Here is a 17,067-nt window from a genome sequence, read left to right as displayed (position 1 = left end):
TAATGTTAATTTAATGTTACGTAAAAGTTGTTTTAATGTAAATTAAATGTTATGTTTGTAATGTAATTATTAATTAAAGCCCAAATGAATATGAGAAATTTAGTAATTGTTCTTATGATGTTGAGTGTAGCCTTTTCTAATGCTCAAGACAATAAAGAACCAAAGTTAGAAAAGAAAGGCGACTTAACGTACGTTACATATTATCATGATAATGGTGAAATAAGTCAAAAAGGTGTTTTTAACGCTGAAGGTAACGTCCATGGTGAGTGGAAAAGCTATGACTCAGATGGTAATAAAGTAGCACTAGGAAACTATGACAACGGCAAAAAAGTTGGCAAATGGTTTTTTTGGCAGGGTGAATCTTTAAAAGAAGTTGATTTTATTGATTCTAAAATTGTAAGTGTTAACCAATGGGATAACAAAACTAAAGTTGCCATTAATAATTAGTTGTTATTGGTACTTTATAAAAAAGGCGCTCTTTCTAGAGCGCCTTTTTTATATTAACAATTTATAATTTTTGTCTTAGAACTTAAAAGTGTAGCCTAAGGATATTTCAGTTCCTGGCTCTCTTAATGAAAAAACCTGATTGTCGGTTCCAAAGGAAACATATTCACTTAAGCGTTCGTCAGCTAATATGTTATTAACTTTAAGATCTATAGAAGAACGTCCGTTTTCGCCAAAGGTCTTATTAAAAGTAAAATTTAAACTATTAAAAGGTTGAGTGTATACATCTGGTACTAAACCGATACCAACAACCTCAAGAGTTTCACCTTGAACATTAAAGAATAAACCTGCTTGTAAGCCTATATCAGTATTATTGTAATCAAACCCTGCGTTTATTACAAAAGGTGCCTGACCTTGCATATCTCTTTCTCTATCTATAGTTTCACCATCTCTGGCGGCAAGTTGTCTACTGCTAAACTCATCTTCTCCCATGGTTAACCTAGATTCTGTAACTGTTACATTAGATACAAATCTTAAATTGTTAAGCCCTTCAGAAATAAATCCTAAACGCTGTCTTATTTCAAATTCAGCACCAAAAACAGTAGCATCTCCAAGATTGCCAACTGTTATTTGAGTTGGTGCTTGCTGGAAGAAGGCTTGTTCTATAGGATCTGTAAAATCCTTATAAAATCCACTTACTGCAAACATTTGTCCGTTTTCACCAATAAATTCATAACGTAAATCAAAATTATTGACATAAGTTGGCACAAGATTAATGTTACCTATAAATAATCTATTTGTAATAGGATCAAAAATTTGAGCAACAGAAGCCTCTTTAAATGAAGGTCTTGCCGTTGTTCTTCCGTAAGAAGCCCTTAAGTTTGTATTATCATTTAAGGCATAAATGAAATTTGCTGAAGGGAAAAAGTCTAACTCATCTAAAATATTTGCTCTGTTAAAAACAGTAGAGTTGTCTTGACCCGTATAATAGGAATTAAATGCTTCAGCTCTAAGGCCAATAACAGATTTTAATTTCTCAGACAGGTTAAACTCTGCAGACGCGTAAGTTGCGCCAATTTGCTGTTCGCCCTCATAAGCATCATTAGGGTTAAACGTATCAATTGAGATTAAGTATGTTCCGTTGCCAGTATCTGGTGTCCAGATATTATTAGGGTTTAATAACTCGTTAACGTCACCTCCTGCAATAAAAGAATCTTCACCCTGTATATTAAACGTGTAATCATCAGTACTAAAATCTCTAAACTTATAGGTGAATGCACCACCAAATTTAATTTTAGCAGGACGATTAAATAATTCAATAGTTTTATCAAAATCTACCTTACCAGCCCAGTTTTCTTCAACTAAATTTCTCCATAATTGTATAGGGAAAGTAGCAGCAGACGGACTTACAAAGAATTCACCATTATCAGCTCGCTGTAGTGGTGTGATTCTATGTGCTTTATCCATAACTTTAGAAAACGTCGGAGCCAGTTTCCATTCCATGTTAAACGCCTTATCTTCTGTAATACTATTTAATCTATGTTTACCAGTTAAAAGTAAATTAGTAATAGAGCGTTCTGTATATGTAATAGAATTTTTTGTTAAAGGCTCTAAACCACCGCCTACTCCATCTTGCGATATCACCTGATCGAAAAATCCAGCTGCTGACTCACCATTTTGAATATGCAGTAAGTTGGCCTTAATTTTAGATTTATCAGTTTTAAAGGTCAAACCTAACATTCCATTCAGAATAACATTGTTAATACCTTCAGAACCTGTAGAGGCTAAAGTGAAATTTAAATCATTATCAGAAGGATCGGCATTATTTTTAACAAAAGCACCGTCTTGTCTATCTTCATAGAACGTAGTCTCATTTTTGTAAGAGAATGAAGCTTGATACCCTAATCGATCATTACCTACATCATATTGATTGCCTAGCGTGAAACCAAAATCATAGTTCATTCCGCTGGTTGTCTGCTGTCCAGCAAGTTCATTTAAAAACCTACTTGTTAAGGAAGTTAATAACAACTTGTTGTCAAAAGTACCAGGTATTTGTTGGTACCTGTTTATTGGTAAATTTCTGGTACCATCATCGTATCCAAAAAAATCAGTATCACTACCTTCTGATTTTAGATACTGATCGTTAAAATGCATATCAGGATTATAACCACCGCCAAAAGAAATTGAGTATTCACCTTTGCTAGGGAAATCCTTTGTGGAGATATCGACTAAACCTCCGGTAAAATCTGCAGGATATTCGGCAGATGAGGACTTTACAACTATCACATTATCAATAATGTTAGTTGGAAATAAATTCATCTGTATGGTATTACGGTCAGGGTCTAGTCCAGGAATATCAATGCCATTTAAAGTAGTTTTTGTATAACGATCACCCAGACCACGAACAAACACATACTTATCTCCCTGAATAGATACACCAGGAACACTTTTAACAGCGGCAGCAACATTACTGGCGCCAGTACTCTTTATGGCCTGAGAAGATAAACCATCTAAAACTACTGCTGATTTTTTTTGCAGGTTTAAAACTGCACTCTCGGTATTTCTTTTTGTAGTCGTAGTAATGACAACGGTATCTAAAGAATTAGTTTCCATTAATACATCTAAAGTAAACACCTCGTTCTCTTTTATAACGACGTCTGAAATTTCTTTGGTAGCATACCCTACAAAAGAAAAAACTAATGTATAGGTGCCTTCTTCTAGCTCTAACTCGTATTTTCCATCAAAGTCAGTAGTGACACCTTTTGAAGTACCTTTTACCAAAATATTAGCAAAGGCCATAGGCTCATTAAACTCACCGTCAATTACAGTTCCAGTTACTTTCCCTTGAGAAAAAGCTGTAGATGTAGCTGAGAAAAATATAATAAGAGCAAAGACTTTTAATATATGTTTCATATAATGTTTTATTAATCCAATGCCTACCTCGTAGACATTGGATTTATTTGTAAATGAAAAGTGTTTTTAAAATCCTAAGCCACCCTCTGCATTAGAGTAGGTCCAGCTAAGGTTAGATGTAGTAGCACCAACAGTTTGTGCTCCTTCTGCTACAGCAGTAGCAAAAGATCCAAATCCAGTTACTGTAACAGTATCTGCATTGTTTACAAAGATATCTTCAACATTTGTTACTCCCGTAGGTAAAACAATTTCCCATGGGCCAAAAGTTAAGTCACCATTATTATAGTTTGTAGCAACACCGTCGTTATCTAATTCAACATCTTTGCCTGCTGGAAAACCGAAAGCATAAACATTTTCAGTAAGACCTTGAGCATTACTTCTGTAATCTGCATATTCACCATTTGAAGTTACAGCGTTACCAATAATGGTTGCATTTCTTAAAATAAAAGAACCATTAGCGGTTCCTTCAGGACCATCGATTTCAAAAGCGTGATCAGAAATATCTCCTAATACAACTACAGCGTTATCAATAGTACCAGAGTAAGCTTGGTCAATGTCAATGGCGTCATCGCCTTGTGCCCAAACTAATAAGTTTGACGCATTACAAGTACCACCGAAAAATTCAATACCGTCGTCTACGTTTGCAACAACCTCGATATTGTCAATTACAGTGCCGTTACCAACACCTCCTAAAGTAAGACCATTGATTTCGTTACCTTCACCGATTAAAGCCCCACCGTGACGGATAGAAATATATCTCATGCTACCAGAACTATCATTAGCATCAGTACCTCCATAAAGACCAAAAGCGTCATCTGCAGGAATACCTTCGATCTGAGCCTCAGGAATATCACCAGAGAAAGAACAAGGAGCGTTACCTAAAACAATTAAACCTCCCCAAAGACCTCTATCATCTTCATCTAGGTTAGTACCAGCAGTCTGCCCACAGGTAATATTATCTGCAGTAGAAGTAAATATAATTGGCTCACTTGCAGACCCATTAGCGTTAAGTGTACCACCTCTTGCAACAATTAAAGCTGAGGCTAATGAACCTGTACCAGAAGAACCTTTAATGATAGTTCCTGGATTAATAGTTAATGTTGCACCAGCAGGTACAACAACTTTTTGGTTTAATTGATAAATGTTGTCGTTTGTCCATACTGTACCGTCGGCGATTTCTCCTGTTACAGCAATAACAGGGCATTCATCTCCACCACCATTGCCTGGGTCGTTAACTATTATTGTAGTTTCTTCAATAATAATAGGTGTGTCATCATCTTTAAAACAACCAGTAAATACTAGTGTAGAAGCTACTAACGCGATTAAAAGTAATTTTTTCATTGAGTTAAAATTTTAGTAAACAATTTTTAGTTTTATTGTGATGCAAAGAAAACGTGATATTCTCTTGAAGAGGTTACTCAATGATTAAAGTTTTGTAACCAAAAAGTTAGTTAAATGTTAGTTTAATATTAATTGATTTAGCATAAACGATACAATTTATTAACATTGATAAGTATCACAAATGCAAGCTTTTTTCTTAACCAACTCTTTACCAATTTAGTTATCTTGCATGTTTAATTTTAAGATATGAACTGGGAGCAACTATTATCCTTAAAACGCTTTGGTGACAATAATAAAAGACTAAGAAAAGAACAAGACGAAACACGTGTTGGGTTTGAGGTCGATTATGACCGAATTATATTTTCTTCAGAATTTAGAAGTTTACAAGATAAAACGCAGGTAGTACCGTTATCTAAGACAGATTTTGTACATACGAGACTAACACACAGCTTAGAAGTTAGTGTTGTTGGGCGCTCCTTAGGTAGACAAGTAGGTAGACTACTTCTAGAAAAACATCCACAATTAGAAAATGTACACGGTTATAAGATTAATGATTTTGGTGCTATAGTAGCGGCTGCTGCATTAGCGCACGATATTGGAAATCCACCATTTGGACATTCTGGCGAAAAGGCAATAGGTGCATATTTTAAAAATGGTAATGGATTGCAATTTAAACCTAATTTAACGGATAAAGAATATCAGGATTTGTGTGATTTTGAAGGTAATGCCAACGGATTTAAGATCTTAACCGAAAGTAGGGCTGGAAGGCTGGGAGGATTGAGGTTAAGTTATGCCACACTCGGAGCTTTTATGAAATACCCAAAGGAATCACTACCTAAAAAACCAACAAAACATATAGTTGATAAAAAGTATGGTTTTTTTCAAAGTGAAAAAGACATGTTTAAAGAAGTAGCTTCGGAACTAGGTTTAATTTCACGAAGCCAAAAAGATCTAAACTATAATAGGCATCCATTAGCCTATTTGGTAGAAGCAGCCGATGATATTTGTTACACTATTATAGATTTTGAAGATGGAATAAATCTTGGATTAATTGAAGAAGATTATGCTTTAGAGTATTTAATAAAACTTGTAAAAGGGAGAATTATAACTCAAAACTATAATGCCCTACAAACTATACAAGATAGAGTTAGTTATTTGCGCGCATTAGCTATTAGTACTTTAATTGATGAAGCAGCATCGATATTTATGAAAAATGAAGAGGCCATTTTAGACGGAAAATTTGAAACAGCGCTTTTAGACACTAGTCAGTATAAAGCCCAGATAAAAGATATTATAAATTTAAGTATTAAAAAAGTCTACCGATCAAAAGAAGTTATAAATAAGGAGGTAGCAGGTTATGAAATTTTAAATCAGTTGTTAAATGCTTATGGAAATTTAGCATATAATGTATATAATGATAGCTTATCTAACTATGATAAACTATTGCAAGAACTCTTACCAGAAACCATTAATCTATCGAATGGATCTCTTTACAATAATCTACTCTCTGTGTGTTTGTTTATTTCAAAATTATCAGATACAAATGCCATGTTATTACATAAAAAACTGAAGGGTAACATCTTATAGAATGCATTTGGTCGATTAAATTTGTTTTTAAGCGATATTTTGTTTTATTTTAATCTAGAATTAGTCTCAAAAAAACCTACTTATGAGAAATAATATACTCGGAGGCTTAGTCATTTTTGTAGTAGTATTGACTTGCCTATTAATGCTAGACGACATATCTAATGTTAAAGATCAGGAAGTACAAAAGGAATCTGCACAAATTGAACAGATTGAAGGAAAAACAGATTTAGCTGTTGTTGAGGACAGCGAGTAGTTGTTCTACATTCTTTTTAATTGAAGCGGAATCCAGCTGTTGTAATTGTTGCAATTGCAACACAGAGCCATGGTCTGTAAATTTATCTTCAATTCCTAATATCTCAACATATTGTTTATAGTTGTGCTTATTTGCAAAAGCTAAAACAGCACTTCCAAAACCACCTACTATGGTACCATCTTCTATGGTGACAATAGTTTTGTGTGTTTTAAAAATTTCGTGTAGCAATGTTTCATCAAGAGGCTTTACAAATTGCAGGTCATAATGCGAAACATCTAAATCTACAATAGCATCTTCAGCATGCTTTGCCATAGTACCAATAGATAATATGGCTATATCTTTTCCCTTTTTGAGGCATTCGCCCTTGCCAATTTCAATGGTTTTATAAGGTAGCTTCCATTCTAAAAGATGACCTCTACCACGTGGATAGCGTATGGCAATTGGGAAATCAATTCCTAATTGAGCGGTGTACATTATATTTCGTAAAGCAATAGCATCTCTTGGTGCAAAAATCACCAAATTAGGTACACAATTAAGGTAAGCCAAATCAAAAACACCATGATGTGTTGCGCCGTCTTCGCCAACTAAACCTGCTCTGTCCAAACAAAACACAACAGGTAAATTTTGCAACGCCACATCATGTATAATCTGGTCGTAAGCACGTTGCAAAAAGGTAGAGTAGATATTACAAAACGGAATTAATCCTTGTGTTGCCATACCAGCTGCAAGAGTAACAGCATGTTGCTCTGCAATACCTACATCAAAAGCACGATTAGGAAATATTTCCATCATGTATTTTAAAGAACTCCCAGTTGGCATAGCTGGTGTAATGCCAATAATTTTTTCGTTTTTTCTGGCCAATTCTACAATAGTTTCACCAAAAACATCTTGATATTTTGGAGGCTCAACAGTACTTGATTTTGTAATAAGTTCTCCTGTTTTTGCGTCAAATTTACCAGGTGCATGGTATTTAACTTGGTTTGCTTCTGCTTGTTTTAGACCTTTACCTTTAGTGGTAATTACGTGCAAAAACTTTGGACCTTTTACAGTTTTTAACCGTTCTAATTCAGAAATTAACAGCGGTAAGTCATGACCGTCAATAGGACCAGAATAGTTAAAGTTTAAGGCTTCAAAAATGTTATCTTGTTTTTGTGTGCCCTTTTTTACATTGGTTAAGTACTGTTTTAACGCACCAACGCTTGGGTCTATGCCGATGGCATTGTCATTGAGAATGACTAATAAGTTAGCATCTGTAACTCCAGCATGGTTAAGACCTTCAAAAGCCATTCCGCTTGCGATAGAAGCATCACCAATAACTGCAATATGATGTTTGTTTTCACCTTTAAGTTGTGATGCAATGGCCATACCTAAAGCTGCCGAGATTGAAGTGGAAGAGTGCCCTACTCCAAAGGTATCATAATCACTTTCAGTTCGTTTTGGAAAACCGCTAATACCATTAAGTTGTCTGTTGGTTTCAAAACGATCTTTTCTTCCGGTTAAAATTTTATGACCATAGGCTTGGTGACCAACATCCCAAATGAGTAAATCTTCAGGCGTGTTAAAGGTGTAATGTAGTGCAATAGTCAATTCTATAACACCTAAACTGGCACCAAGATGGCCTTCTTTTGTAGCCACAACGTTGATGATAAACTCACGTAATTCTTTAGCTACTTGAGGTAAATCTTCAGCTTTGAGTCGACGTAAGTCTTCAGGTAAGTTGATATGTTTGAGAAGACGCTTCATTAAATACAAATGTACCATTTGAATTTGTATTTTTACAATAATGATAAAGCCATTTGACGATACATATTACATGAAAAAAGCCCTTCAGGAGGCTGAGGTTGCTTTTGAAAAAGGTGAAATTCCTGTTGGTGCAGTTATTGTAGTAGAAGACAGAATTATAGCCAGAACGCATAATCTTACTGAGCTACTAAACGATGTTACAGCACACGCAGAGATGCAGGCTATTACTTCTGCAGCCAATTTTTTAGGTGGAAAATATTTGACTAAGTGCACACTCTATGTAACCTTAGAACCATGCCAAATGTGTGCTGGTGCCTTGTATTGGAGCCAGATTGCAAAAATAGTTTACGGAGCTTCAGACGAGCAGCGTGGTTTTACAGCTATGGGAACCAAATTGCATCCTAAAACTAAGGTTGTTAGTGGTGTTTTAGCAGAAGAAGCATCAGAATTAATGAAACGTTTTTTTATTGAAAAGCGTAATTTGAATTAACACAAATATTTATGCATAAGTTACTAGGAATTGTAGTTTTACTGTTTGCCTTAAACTGTAAATCAGCAGAAAATAAAGCAAAAATGACACAAGAAAATATTATTCTTATTGGAAAAGGTAACCTGCATGGCTCTGGTGCTGAAGGTATAGAGCAACAGAATTTAATAGTTACCTCTTCAGAAGAATGGCAGAATTTGCTTAATAGCATAAACTCAGTTAATAAGGTTTCCAATAGTTTTTCTGAAACTGATATTGATTTTTCAAAATATACTGTGCTTGCAGTATTTGATGAGGTTAAAAATTCAGGAGGTCACAGCTTAAATCTCGTTGTTGAAGAAACTAAGGACAAAATTTTAATAGAGGTATTACGAAAATCACCAGATGGTATAGCAACTTCAGTTATGACACAACCCTATCATATTGTAAAAATTCCTAAACCTAGTTTACCAATAGATTTTAAATAAAAAAAACGCCCAACCAAAGGTTGAGCGTTGCACTAAAAATAAAGTATATCGCTTAAAGAACGCTTACATTTGCAGCAACCATTCCTTTTCTGCCTTCTTCTTCTGTGTACTCTACATTGTCACCTTCGCGTAATTCTACGCCATTAAGGTTTGATACGTGAACGAAGATATCTTTTCCTGTTTCTTCGTTTGTAATGAATCCAAATCCTTTTGAATCATTGAAAAATTTAACTGTTCCAGTCATTATAAAAAAATAAAAATTAAAGCACAAAGGTAAGATATTAATTAACGTGCAAGGTTAATTAATTGTTTTATTTTAAAATATTGATAGTTAACAACTTAATCAGTGGTTGTTTTTCTTTTGGTTTTCGCGCATTTTATCAAGATTTTCCTTGGTTAACATGTAGTCCTTAACGTCTTTTCCTTTCCATCTGTAATAAGAAAATAATGGAAAAACAACCAAGAATAAACCTAATACACCAAAGCCTACCAGCTTTTGAGAATAGTCTACATCTAATATCAATCCACAAACAATGCTGCATAAAGATGCCAAAAAAGCAATGAGTGTAATAATATGAATTGGCTTCATTAATATAAATTCTAAGATGTAAAATTAATCAATTCACGACGATACGCTGTTAAAAGCTTAGATTTTGATACAAAACCATAATATTTATCATTTCTAATTACGGGTAAATTCCAGGCTTTTGAGCGTTGAAATTTCTTCATCACCTTTTCCATTGAGTCCTCTTCATAGTAAATGATTTCAGGTGGTTTTTGCATAAAGGTTTCAACCGTAGTTGAGTTATAAAGAGTTTGGTCAAACATTACCGATCTTATATTGTCTAGTAAAATGATGCCTATAAAGTTCTTTTCATCATCAGTAACAGGAAACAAATTTCGGTTCGATTTAGAAACTCCATTTTTTAGCATGTCTCCCAATGTCATGTCTGGATGTAGTTCTACAAAATTTTGTTCAATAACAGAATCTAACTTCATTAAAGTAAGAACGCTTTTGTCTTTATTTTGAGTGAGAAGCGCACCTTTTTCTAATAATTCTTTGGTGTAAATAGTGTGATCTAAGCCATTTTTATTTATAATAAAAGACATGGATGCTGTGATCATTAAAGGCACAAACAATTGGTAGCCACCCGTAATTTCGGCAATTAAGAAAATGGCAGTTAAGGGAGCATGAAGCACACCAGCAATAAGACCAGCCATGCCAATTAAAGTAAAGTTGGCTTCAGATACATTAAATCCTAAACCACAATTGTTAATGACTTTGGCAACCACATTACCTAAAGCGCTTCCCATAACCAAGGTTGGAATTATAATTCCGCCTGTTCCACCAGCTGCAAACGTTGTGGTCATGGCAATGGCTTTAAAAATGGTAATGCCAAATAAAAGTCCGATAACAATCCAGATATTGTCTAAATGCGAATCGAATGGCGTTTTGCCCAAGGCGGCAATATCGTTACCGAGTAAAAGGTTATTTATAAAGCCAAAACCTTCACCATAGAGTGGAGGGATAAAAAAGAGCATAACACCAATAGCTAAACCACCAACAATTAGTTTTTGTCTAGCGGATTTAAAACGATTAAATATTGACGTAACTCCGAAGTAAATTTTTGAAAAATAGATAGAAGCAATACCAGTTCCTACACCTAAAAGAATGTAAAATAGTGTATCCTTAATTACAAATTTGTCTGAAACGCTAAAATCAAATAATACACTATCTCCCAGAAAAAAGTAGGATGTAATTACAGAAGACACTGAAGCCATCAATAAAGGAAGGAGTGAAGCAAATGTTAGGTCTAAGCTAAAGACTTCAATAGCAAAAATAATAGCAGCAATTGGTGATTTAAAAATAGAAGCAATTGCGCCTGCTGCTGCACAGGCAATTAACAAACTTCTGGTTTTTCTATCAATATGTAATAAACGACTAAAGTTAGAACTTAATGCAGAAGCCGAAGCAATAGCAGGTCCTAACAAACCTACCGAACCACCAAAACCTACAGTTAATGGAGCTGTGATTAAAGGATAGTATATCTTTTTCTTATTTATGATGCCATCTCTTTTAGATAAGGCAAAGAGGATGGATGGAATGGCATGTTCGCTTGGTTGTTTTGAAATGTATTTTACAAACAAGTAAACCAAAAACAAACCAACAATTGGTAAAATAAAATAGATGCTATTTTCTGAAAGTATAATGCCTTTTTCAAAAATAGCTTCAATAGCAAAGGTTATGTTTTTAATGAAAACTGAAATCAATCCAGCTAATAAACCAATGATGAGACTTAGTAAAAAAATAAAGTTCTTTTCGGAGACATGTTTGTATCTCCAAATGAGTAATCGTTTTAATAAGTTGGACTTAGTTGGCATACTCTAAATCTAACAAAAAATCCTGCAAGAAGCAGGATTTAATATTTATGATTTTAAATTCAATTTTAAATTGAGTTCCTGCAATTGTTCATCATCTATTGGTGCAGGTGCATCTATCATTACATCTCTGCCAGAATTGTTTTTTGGGAAGGCAATAAAATCTCTAATGGTTTCTTGTCCGCCTAAAATAGCAACAAGTCTATCCAAACCAAAAGCAATACCACCATGTGGAGGTGCACCATACTCAAAAGCATCCATTAAGAAACCAAATTGAGATCTGGCTTCTTCCTCAGAGAATCCTAAGTGTTTTAGCATAATTGCTTGTGTTGCTTTATTGTGAATACGAATAGAACCACCACCAATTTCGTTACCATTTAATACTAAATCGTAAGCATTAGCTTTTACTTCACCTGGTTTAGAATCTAATAATTCTAATTGTCCTGGTTTTGGGGACGTAAATGGATGGTGCATAGCGTGGTAACGTTCTGTCTCTTCATCCCATTCTAAAAGCGGGAAATCCATAACCCATAGTGGAGCAAATTCATCTGACTTGCGTAAGCCAAGACGTTCTGCCAACTCCATACGTAAAGCACTTAATTGTGCTCTCACTTTATTGGTGTTTCCTGAAAGTACACAAATTAAATCGCCTGCTTTAGCACCTGTAACTTCTGCCCATTTTGCTAAATCGTCTTGATCGTAGAATTTGTCTACTGAAGATTTAAAAGTGCCATCTTCGTTACAACGACAATATACCATACCTAAAGCACCAACTTGCGGACGCTTTACCCAATCAATAAGTTTGTCTATCTCTTTTCTGGTATATGCATTTCCGCCAGGTACAGCGATACCAACCACCAATTCAGCAGAATTAAATACGTTAAAATCTTTGTGCTGTGCTACCTCGTTTAACTCGCCAAACTCCATTCCAAATCTAATATCTGGTTTGTCGTTACCATACAGACGCATTGCGTCATCATATAGCATTCTTGGGAATTTATCAACCTCAACACCATTAATTTCTTTAAGTAAATGACGTGTTAATCCTTCAAACGTATTTAAAATATCTTCTTGTTCTACAAACGCCATTTCGCAGTCTATTTGTGTAAACTCTGGCTGACGGTCTGCTCTGAGATCCTCATCTCTAAAACATTTTACAATCTGAAAATATTTGTCCATGCCACCAACCATAAGCAGCTGCTTAAAGGTTTGTGGTGATTGTGGTAAGGCATAAAACTGACCTTCGTTCATGCGAGAAGGCACCACAAAATCTCGAGCACCTTCTGGTGTAGATTTTATTAGATATGGTGTTTCAACTTCAATAAAGCCATCATTAGAAAGATAATTTCTAACGGCTTGTGCTACTTTATGTCTAAACACTAAACTGTCCTTCACAGGATTGCGACGAATATCCAAATAACGGTATTTCATACGTAAATCATCTCCACCATCAGTTTCATCTTCAATAGTAAATGGAGGTGTTTTTGAACCGTTAAGCACACTTAATTCTGAAACTAAAATCTCAACATCACCTGTAGGAATATTAGGGTTTTTAGAGGTACGCTCTTGTACCTTTCCTTTGACCTGAATTACAAATTCGCGTCCTAATTTTTGAGCCGTTTCCATCAGTGCTTTAGTACTTTGATCTTCATCAAAGTAAAGCTGTGTTATTCCATAGCGGTCTCTGAGATCTACATAGATCATAAAACCTTTATCTCTAACTCCTTGTACCCAACCTGCAAGTGTGACTTCTGTATTGTTGTGAGTGGCTCTTAATTCTCCACAGTTATGACTTCTGTACATATTCAAAAATTAATCGTGCAAATTTAATCAACTTAAAGGATAAAAAAATAAAAAGCCTCAACAATTGTTGAGGCTTTTTGGCTATTAACCAATATGCTATTATTATAGTGGAAGTGTTTCTTCTTTAGAAGATTGAAATTCTTCAACTCGGCTAAATTTTGTTTTCATCCAAACCTTTAATCTTATGGATAAATAGAACAGTACAGGAACGACGATTAGCGTTAAGAAGGTAGCAATGAATAATCCGTAAATTACCGTCCAAGCTAGAGGTCCCCAAAAAATAACATTGTCTCCACCAAAGTAAATGTTAGCATCGAACTCACTGACTAAGGTAAAGAAATTGATGTTTAATCCGATTGCTAACGGAATAAGTCCTAGAATCGTAGTAATTGCTGTTAGCAATACGGGTCTTAAACGTGCTTTGCCGGCTTTAATAATTTGCGATAAGAGTTCTTGTTTTGGTAAATTTTCAGATTCATCTAAGTCTAACTCGTTTTTCTTTCGGTCTATTAAAAGTTGTGCGTAATCTAAGAGCACCACTCCATTGTTTACAACTATTCCGGCAAGTGAAATAATTCCCATCATTGTCATTAAAATCACAAACGAATCTCCTGTAATGACAATACCGCCAAACACACCAATTAAACTCAGGAAAATAGCAATCATAATAATTGCTGGTTTAGAGACTGAATTAAATTGGAAAATTAAGATGAAGAAAATTAAGCCTAGTCCTGTAAAGAACGCACTCATTAAAAAGGCCATTTCCTTATTTTGTTCTTCAATTTGACCTGTGTAATCTATCTTAATGTCTGATGGTAATCCATCAAAATTCTTCATTTCATTTTGAATTTGACTTACCACGGCACCAGCATCTGTATAGCCAGGTGCCAAAGCAGAATATACAGTTACCACGCGCTTGGTCTCTTTGTGTTTAATAGCGCTAAAACCAGAATTATTTCTTTGTTTAGCTACTGTAGAAACAGGGATTTCTTTTATTTGGCCAGAGGCCATATCTCTAAAAATAATATTTTGATTAAACAGTGCACTTGTGTTGTAGCGCAGGTCTTCATTAAAACGTACATAGATGTCAAAATCGTCACCGTCTTCTTTGTAAATACCAGCCTTTGCACCAAATAGTGAATTGCGCAACTGTTGACCAACCTGGCCAGTACTTACACCAAGCTCGCCTGCTTTTTCTCTGTCTACAACAACTTGCATACCTGGTTTAGACTTATTAACGTCTATTTTAAGTTCATCAATTGCTGAAATGTTTTTGGAGTTAATGTATGTTCTCATTTGCTCGGCAACTGCAATAAGTTCGTTGTAATCACTGCCCTCAATTTCAATGTTTATTGGTGGGCCAACAGGTGGTCCGTTGGCATCTTTTTCAACCGAAATTAAAACACCAGGAAAAATGCCAGATAAAGCTTCTTGTACTTTTTTACGAAGTTCTTCACTATCCTTTCCTTTTCGGTATTTATACTCGCGCATAGATGCCGTAATTTTTCCTTTATGAGGCATTTCTGCTGCAGAACCACCATCGGTTTGAGGATTGCCAGCACCCTCGCCTACCTGAGAGACCGAACTTTCTACCATAAAGTTTTTACCCTTTGCCATGTAGGTATCATCGTATAGAATTTCGTAAACTTTATCTTCTATTTCTTTAGTGATTTCATTGGTTTTTTTTATGTCTGTACCTTCTGGGTATTCTATATAAACAATAATTTGATTCGGCTTGTTATCTGGAAAGAATTCTATTTTAGTGCGCTTACTATCTACAGACGCTCCAAAACTTCCAAATGCAAGGAAGAAGAGTATAAAACTACCTATAGCTATAATCTGTGGCCACCATCCTCGTAATGCGCCTTTTAGGGTGTTTTCGTAGAAGTTTTCTAGCCTAACGAGTGTTTTGGTCTGAAAGTTATTAGCTGCTTTTCTAAGGATTAACCTGTAAATCCATAGCATTATAGCTGTAAAAACCATTACAGTCCCTAATCCTCTATAAGTGCCACCAAATAATAATATAAGAAGACCTATGCCACCTACTATTGATGTGATATATATAATTCGCTTAAGTGACATTTCTTTGTCTTCAATGGTCATAAATTGAGATACCAATACTGAATTGAAGAATATTGCTACAACTAATGAAGAACCCAATACAACACCTAAAGTTTTAGGGAAATATACCATAAACTGCCCCATCAATCCTGGCCAAAGGCCTAGCGGAATAAATGCTGCTACTGTAGTTGCCGTAGAAATAATGATAGGGAAAGCTATTTCTCCAATACCTTTTTTTGCCGCTTCCTTACGTGATAATCCTTCTTGCTCCATTAAACGATATACGTTTTCAACGAGTACAATACCGTTGTCTACGAGCATACCAAGACCCATTATTAATCCGAAGAGAATCATAGTGTTCATTGTAAAACCTAATAGATTTAATATCATTAGGGACATAAACATGGACATTGGTATTGCAAAACCAACAAAAAGAGCATTTTTAAAACCTAAGAAAAACATCAATACGGTTACCACGAGGATGATACCAAAGATGATATTATTTACCAAATCATCTACCTGACCGATGGTCTTGGATGATTGGTCATTTGCAATAGTAATGCGCAGATTGGTAGGTAAAACATTAGCTTTTGCGTCTGCAACAATTTTTTCGATTTTTTCTGCTGCTGCAACCATATTTTTACCGGAGCGTTTTTTAACGTCTAACATTACAACTGCATCGCTTTTGCCTTTTTCTGTGATATATTCGCGTGCATAAGTGGTTTTATCCTTTGGTCTAAACGTTATTCTAGCAATGTCCTTTAAATAAATAGGATTGTTATTTTCGGATTTAACAACGAAATCTTGTAAATCCTGAGGATTTTCAATTTCTCCCAATATTCTAATTGTACGACGTTGTCCGCTTGTGATAAGGTTACCGGCAGACATTGTCATATTTCCATTGCCGATAGCACCAACAATATCATCAAAATTTACTTTAGATGCCATCATCTTGTAAACATCTACAGCAACTTCGACTTCTTTTTCTTGAGCGCCTCTAATATCTACTTGTTTAATTTCATCGAGATCTTCTATTTCATCTTCGAGATATTCGCCAAATTCCTTAAGACGCTCTACAGTATAGTCGCCAGAAATATTAATGTTGAGGATTGGCATTTCTTCAGAAAGGCTTAATTCAAAAACATTGGGCTCTACCTTTGCGCCATTAAAGGTTGGCCAATCTTCGCTTGCCGTTTCTGAGTCAATCTCATCCTTAACTTTTTGCTTTGCTGCATCAACAGAAATATCCTCGTCAAACTCAACGATAACCATAGAGTAATCTTCTTGCGAGGTTGAGGTTATTTCAACTACGTTACTAACATTTTTAAGTTTATCTTCTATAGGGTCTGTGATGAGTTTTTCAATATCTTCAGCTGTATTACCAGGATAAAGCGAACTAATGTATATTTTAGTTTCTCTAATTTCTGGGAAACTTTCTCTTGGCATACTGAAATAAGCAGAGCCTCCTAGTATGAGAATTAAAATTATAGCCACATACATTGTGGTTTTATTATTTATAGCCCAAGAGGATAATCCAAATTCTTTATCGACGTTCTTTTTTTCTTTTTTCTTTTTTGCCATTGGTTGGT

At 35.0% G+C, this 17,067-nt stretch carries 13 protein-coding genes; 5 read left to right on the top strand and 8 right to left on the bottom strand.

The features are described from left to right. The first annotated feature begins 90 nt into the window (after positions 1-90). Positions 91-447, top strand: coding sequence for a toxin-antitoxin system YwqK family antitoxin (locus tag BWZ20_RS07805; RefSeq protein WP_076621295.1), 357 nt, complete (start codon positions 91-93; stop codon positions 445-447). Positions 448-522: 75 nt separating this feature from the next. Here the strand turns inward: BWZ20_RS07805 and BWZ20_RS07800 are convergent, their stop codons facing one another. Continuing rightward, positions 523-3,357 (bottom strand): TonB-dependent receptor, encoded by a 2,835-nt coding sequence (locus BWZ20_RS07800; RefSeq protein ID WP_076618607.1) that lies wholly within the window; start codon positions 3,355-3,357, stop codon positions 523-525. Between the two features lie 66 nt (positions 3,358-3,423). Beyond that, positions 3,424-4,698: a hypothetical protein gene (locus BWZ20_RS07795; RefSeq protein WP_076618604.1), complete on the bottom strand. Its 1,275-nt coding sequence runs from the start codon at positions 4,696-4,698 to the stop codon at positions 3,424-3,426. 246 nt (positions 4,699-4,944) lie between these two features. Between BWZ20_RS07795 and BWZ20_RS07790 the strand changes: the two genes are divergently transcribed. Beyond that, positions 4,945-6,285 (top strand): deoxyguanosinetriphosphate triphosphohydrolase, encoded by a 1,341-nt coding sequence (locus tag BWZ20_RS07790; protein ID WP_076618602.1) that lies wholly within the window; start codon positions 4,945-4,947, stop codon positions 6,283-6,285. An 82-nt stretch (positions 6,286-6,367) separates the two neighbouring features. Further along, the gene (locus tag BWZ20_RS15280) at positions 6,368-6,538 is read left to right on the top strand and encodes a hypothetical protein (protein ID WP_157358354.1); all 171 of its coding nucleotides are present in this window, start codon (positions 6,368-6,370) and stop codon (positions 6,536-6,538) included. Here the strand turns inward: BWZ20_RS15280 and BWZ20_RS07785 are convergent. After that, a complete protein-coding gene (locus BWZ20_RS07785; protein WP_076618599.1) occupies positions 6,512-8,281 on the bottom strand; it encodes a 1-deoxy-D-xylulose-5-phosphate synthase in 1,770 nt (589 codons plus the stop codon). The two genes, BWZ20_RS15280 and BWZ20_RS07785, sit on opposite strands and share 27 nt — an antisense overlap. A gap of 40 nt (positions 8,282-8,321) precedes the next feature. Between BWZ20_RS07785 and BWZ20_RS07780 the strand changes: the two genes are divergently transcribed. Beyond that, entirely contained in the window at positions 8,322-8,771 is a 450-nt protein-coding gene (locus tag BWZ20_RS07780) for a nucleoside deaminase (protein ID WP_076618596.1), read from the top strand. An 11-nt stretch (positions 8,772-8,782) separates the two neighbouring features. Beyond that, entirely contained in the window at positions 8,783-9,235 is a 453-nt protein-coding gene (locus tag BWZ20_RS07775) for a protease complex subunit PrcB family protein (RefSeq protein WP_076618594.1), read from the top strand. A 52-nt stretch (positions 9,236-9,287) separates the two neighbouring features. Here BWZ20_RS07775 and BWZ20_RS07770 read toward each other — a convergent pair whose 3' ends face one another. From BWZ20_RS07770 to BWZ20_RS07750, 5 genes are all read right to left on the bottom strand, one after another. Further along, positions 9,288-9,479 carry a cold-shock protein gene (locus tag BWZ20_RS07770; protein ID WP_076618591.1) on the bottom strand — a complete coding sequence of 64 codons (192 nt, stop codon included), beginning with the start codon at positions 9,477-9,479 and terminating at the stop codon, positions 9,288-9,290. 99 nt (positions 9,480-9,578) lie between these two features. Next, entirely contained in the window at positions 9,579-9,824 is a 246-nt protein-coding gene (locus BWZ20_RS07765) for a hypothetical protein (RefSeq protein ID WP_076618588.1), read from the bottom strand. Positions 9,825-9,835: 11 nt separating this feature from the next. Then, entirely contained in the window at positions 9,836-11,617 is a 1,782-nt protein-coding gene (locus BWZ20_RS07760; protein ID WP_076618586.1) for a chloride channel protein, read from the bottom strand. Between the two features lie 45 nt (positions 11,618-11,662). Next, entirely contained in the window at positions 11,663-13,417 is a 1,755-nt protein-coding gene (gene aspS / locus BWZ20_RS07755; protein ID WP_076618583.1) for an aspartate--tRNA ligase, read from the bottom strand. A gap of 102 nt (positions 13,418-13,519) precedes the next feature. Next, on the bottom strand, positions 13,520-17,059 hold the full coding sequence (locus BWZ20_RS07750) for an efflux RND transporter permease subunit (RefSeq protein WP_076618580.1): 3,540 nt from the start codon (positions 17,057-17,059) through the stop codon (positions 13,520-13,522). Between the last annotated feature and the right edge of the window lie 8 nt (positions 17,060-17,067).

This window comes from Winogradskyella sp. J14-2 (assembly GCF_001971725.1).
Lineage (GTDB): Bacteria > Bacteroidota > Bacteroidia > Flavobacteriales > Flavobacteriaceae > Winogradskyella.
The sequence above is the reverse complement of the archived record's forward strand: the minus strand, read 5'-3'. Positions and strand labels throughout refer to the sequence as shown.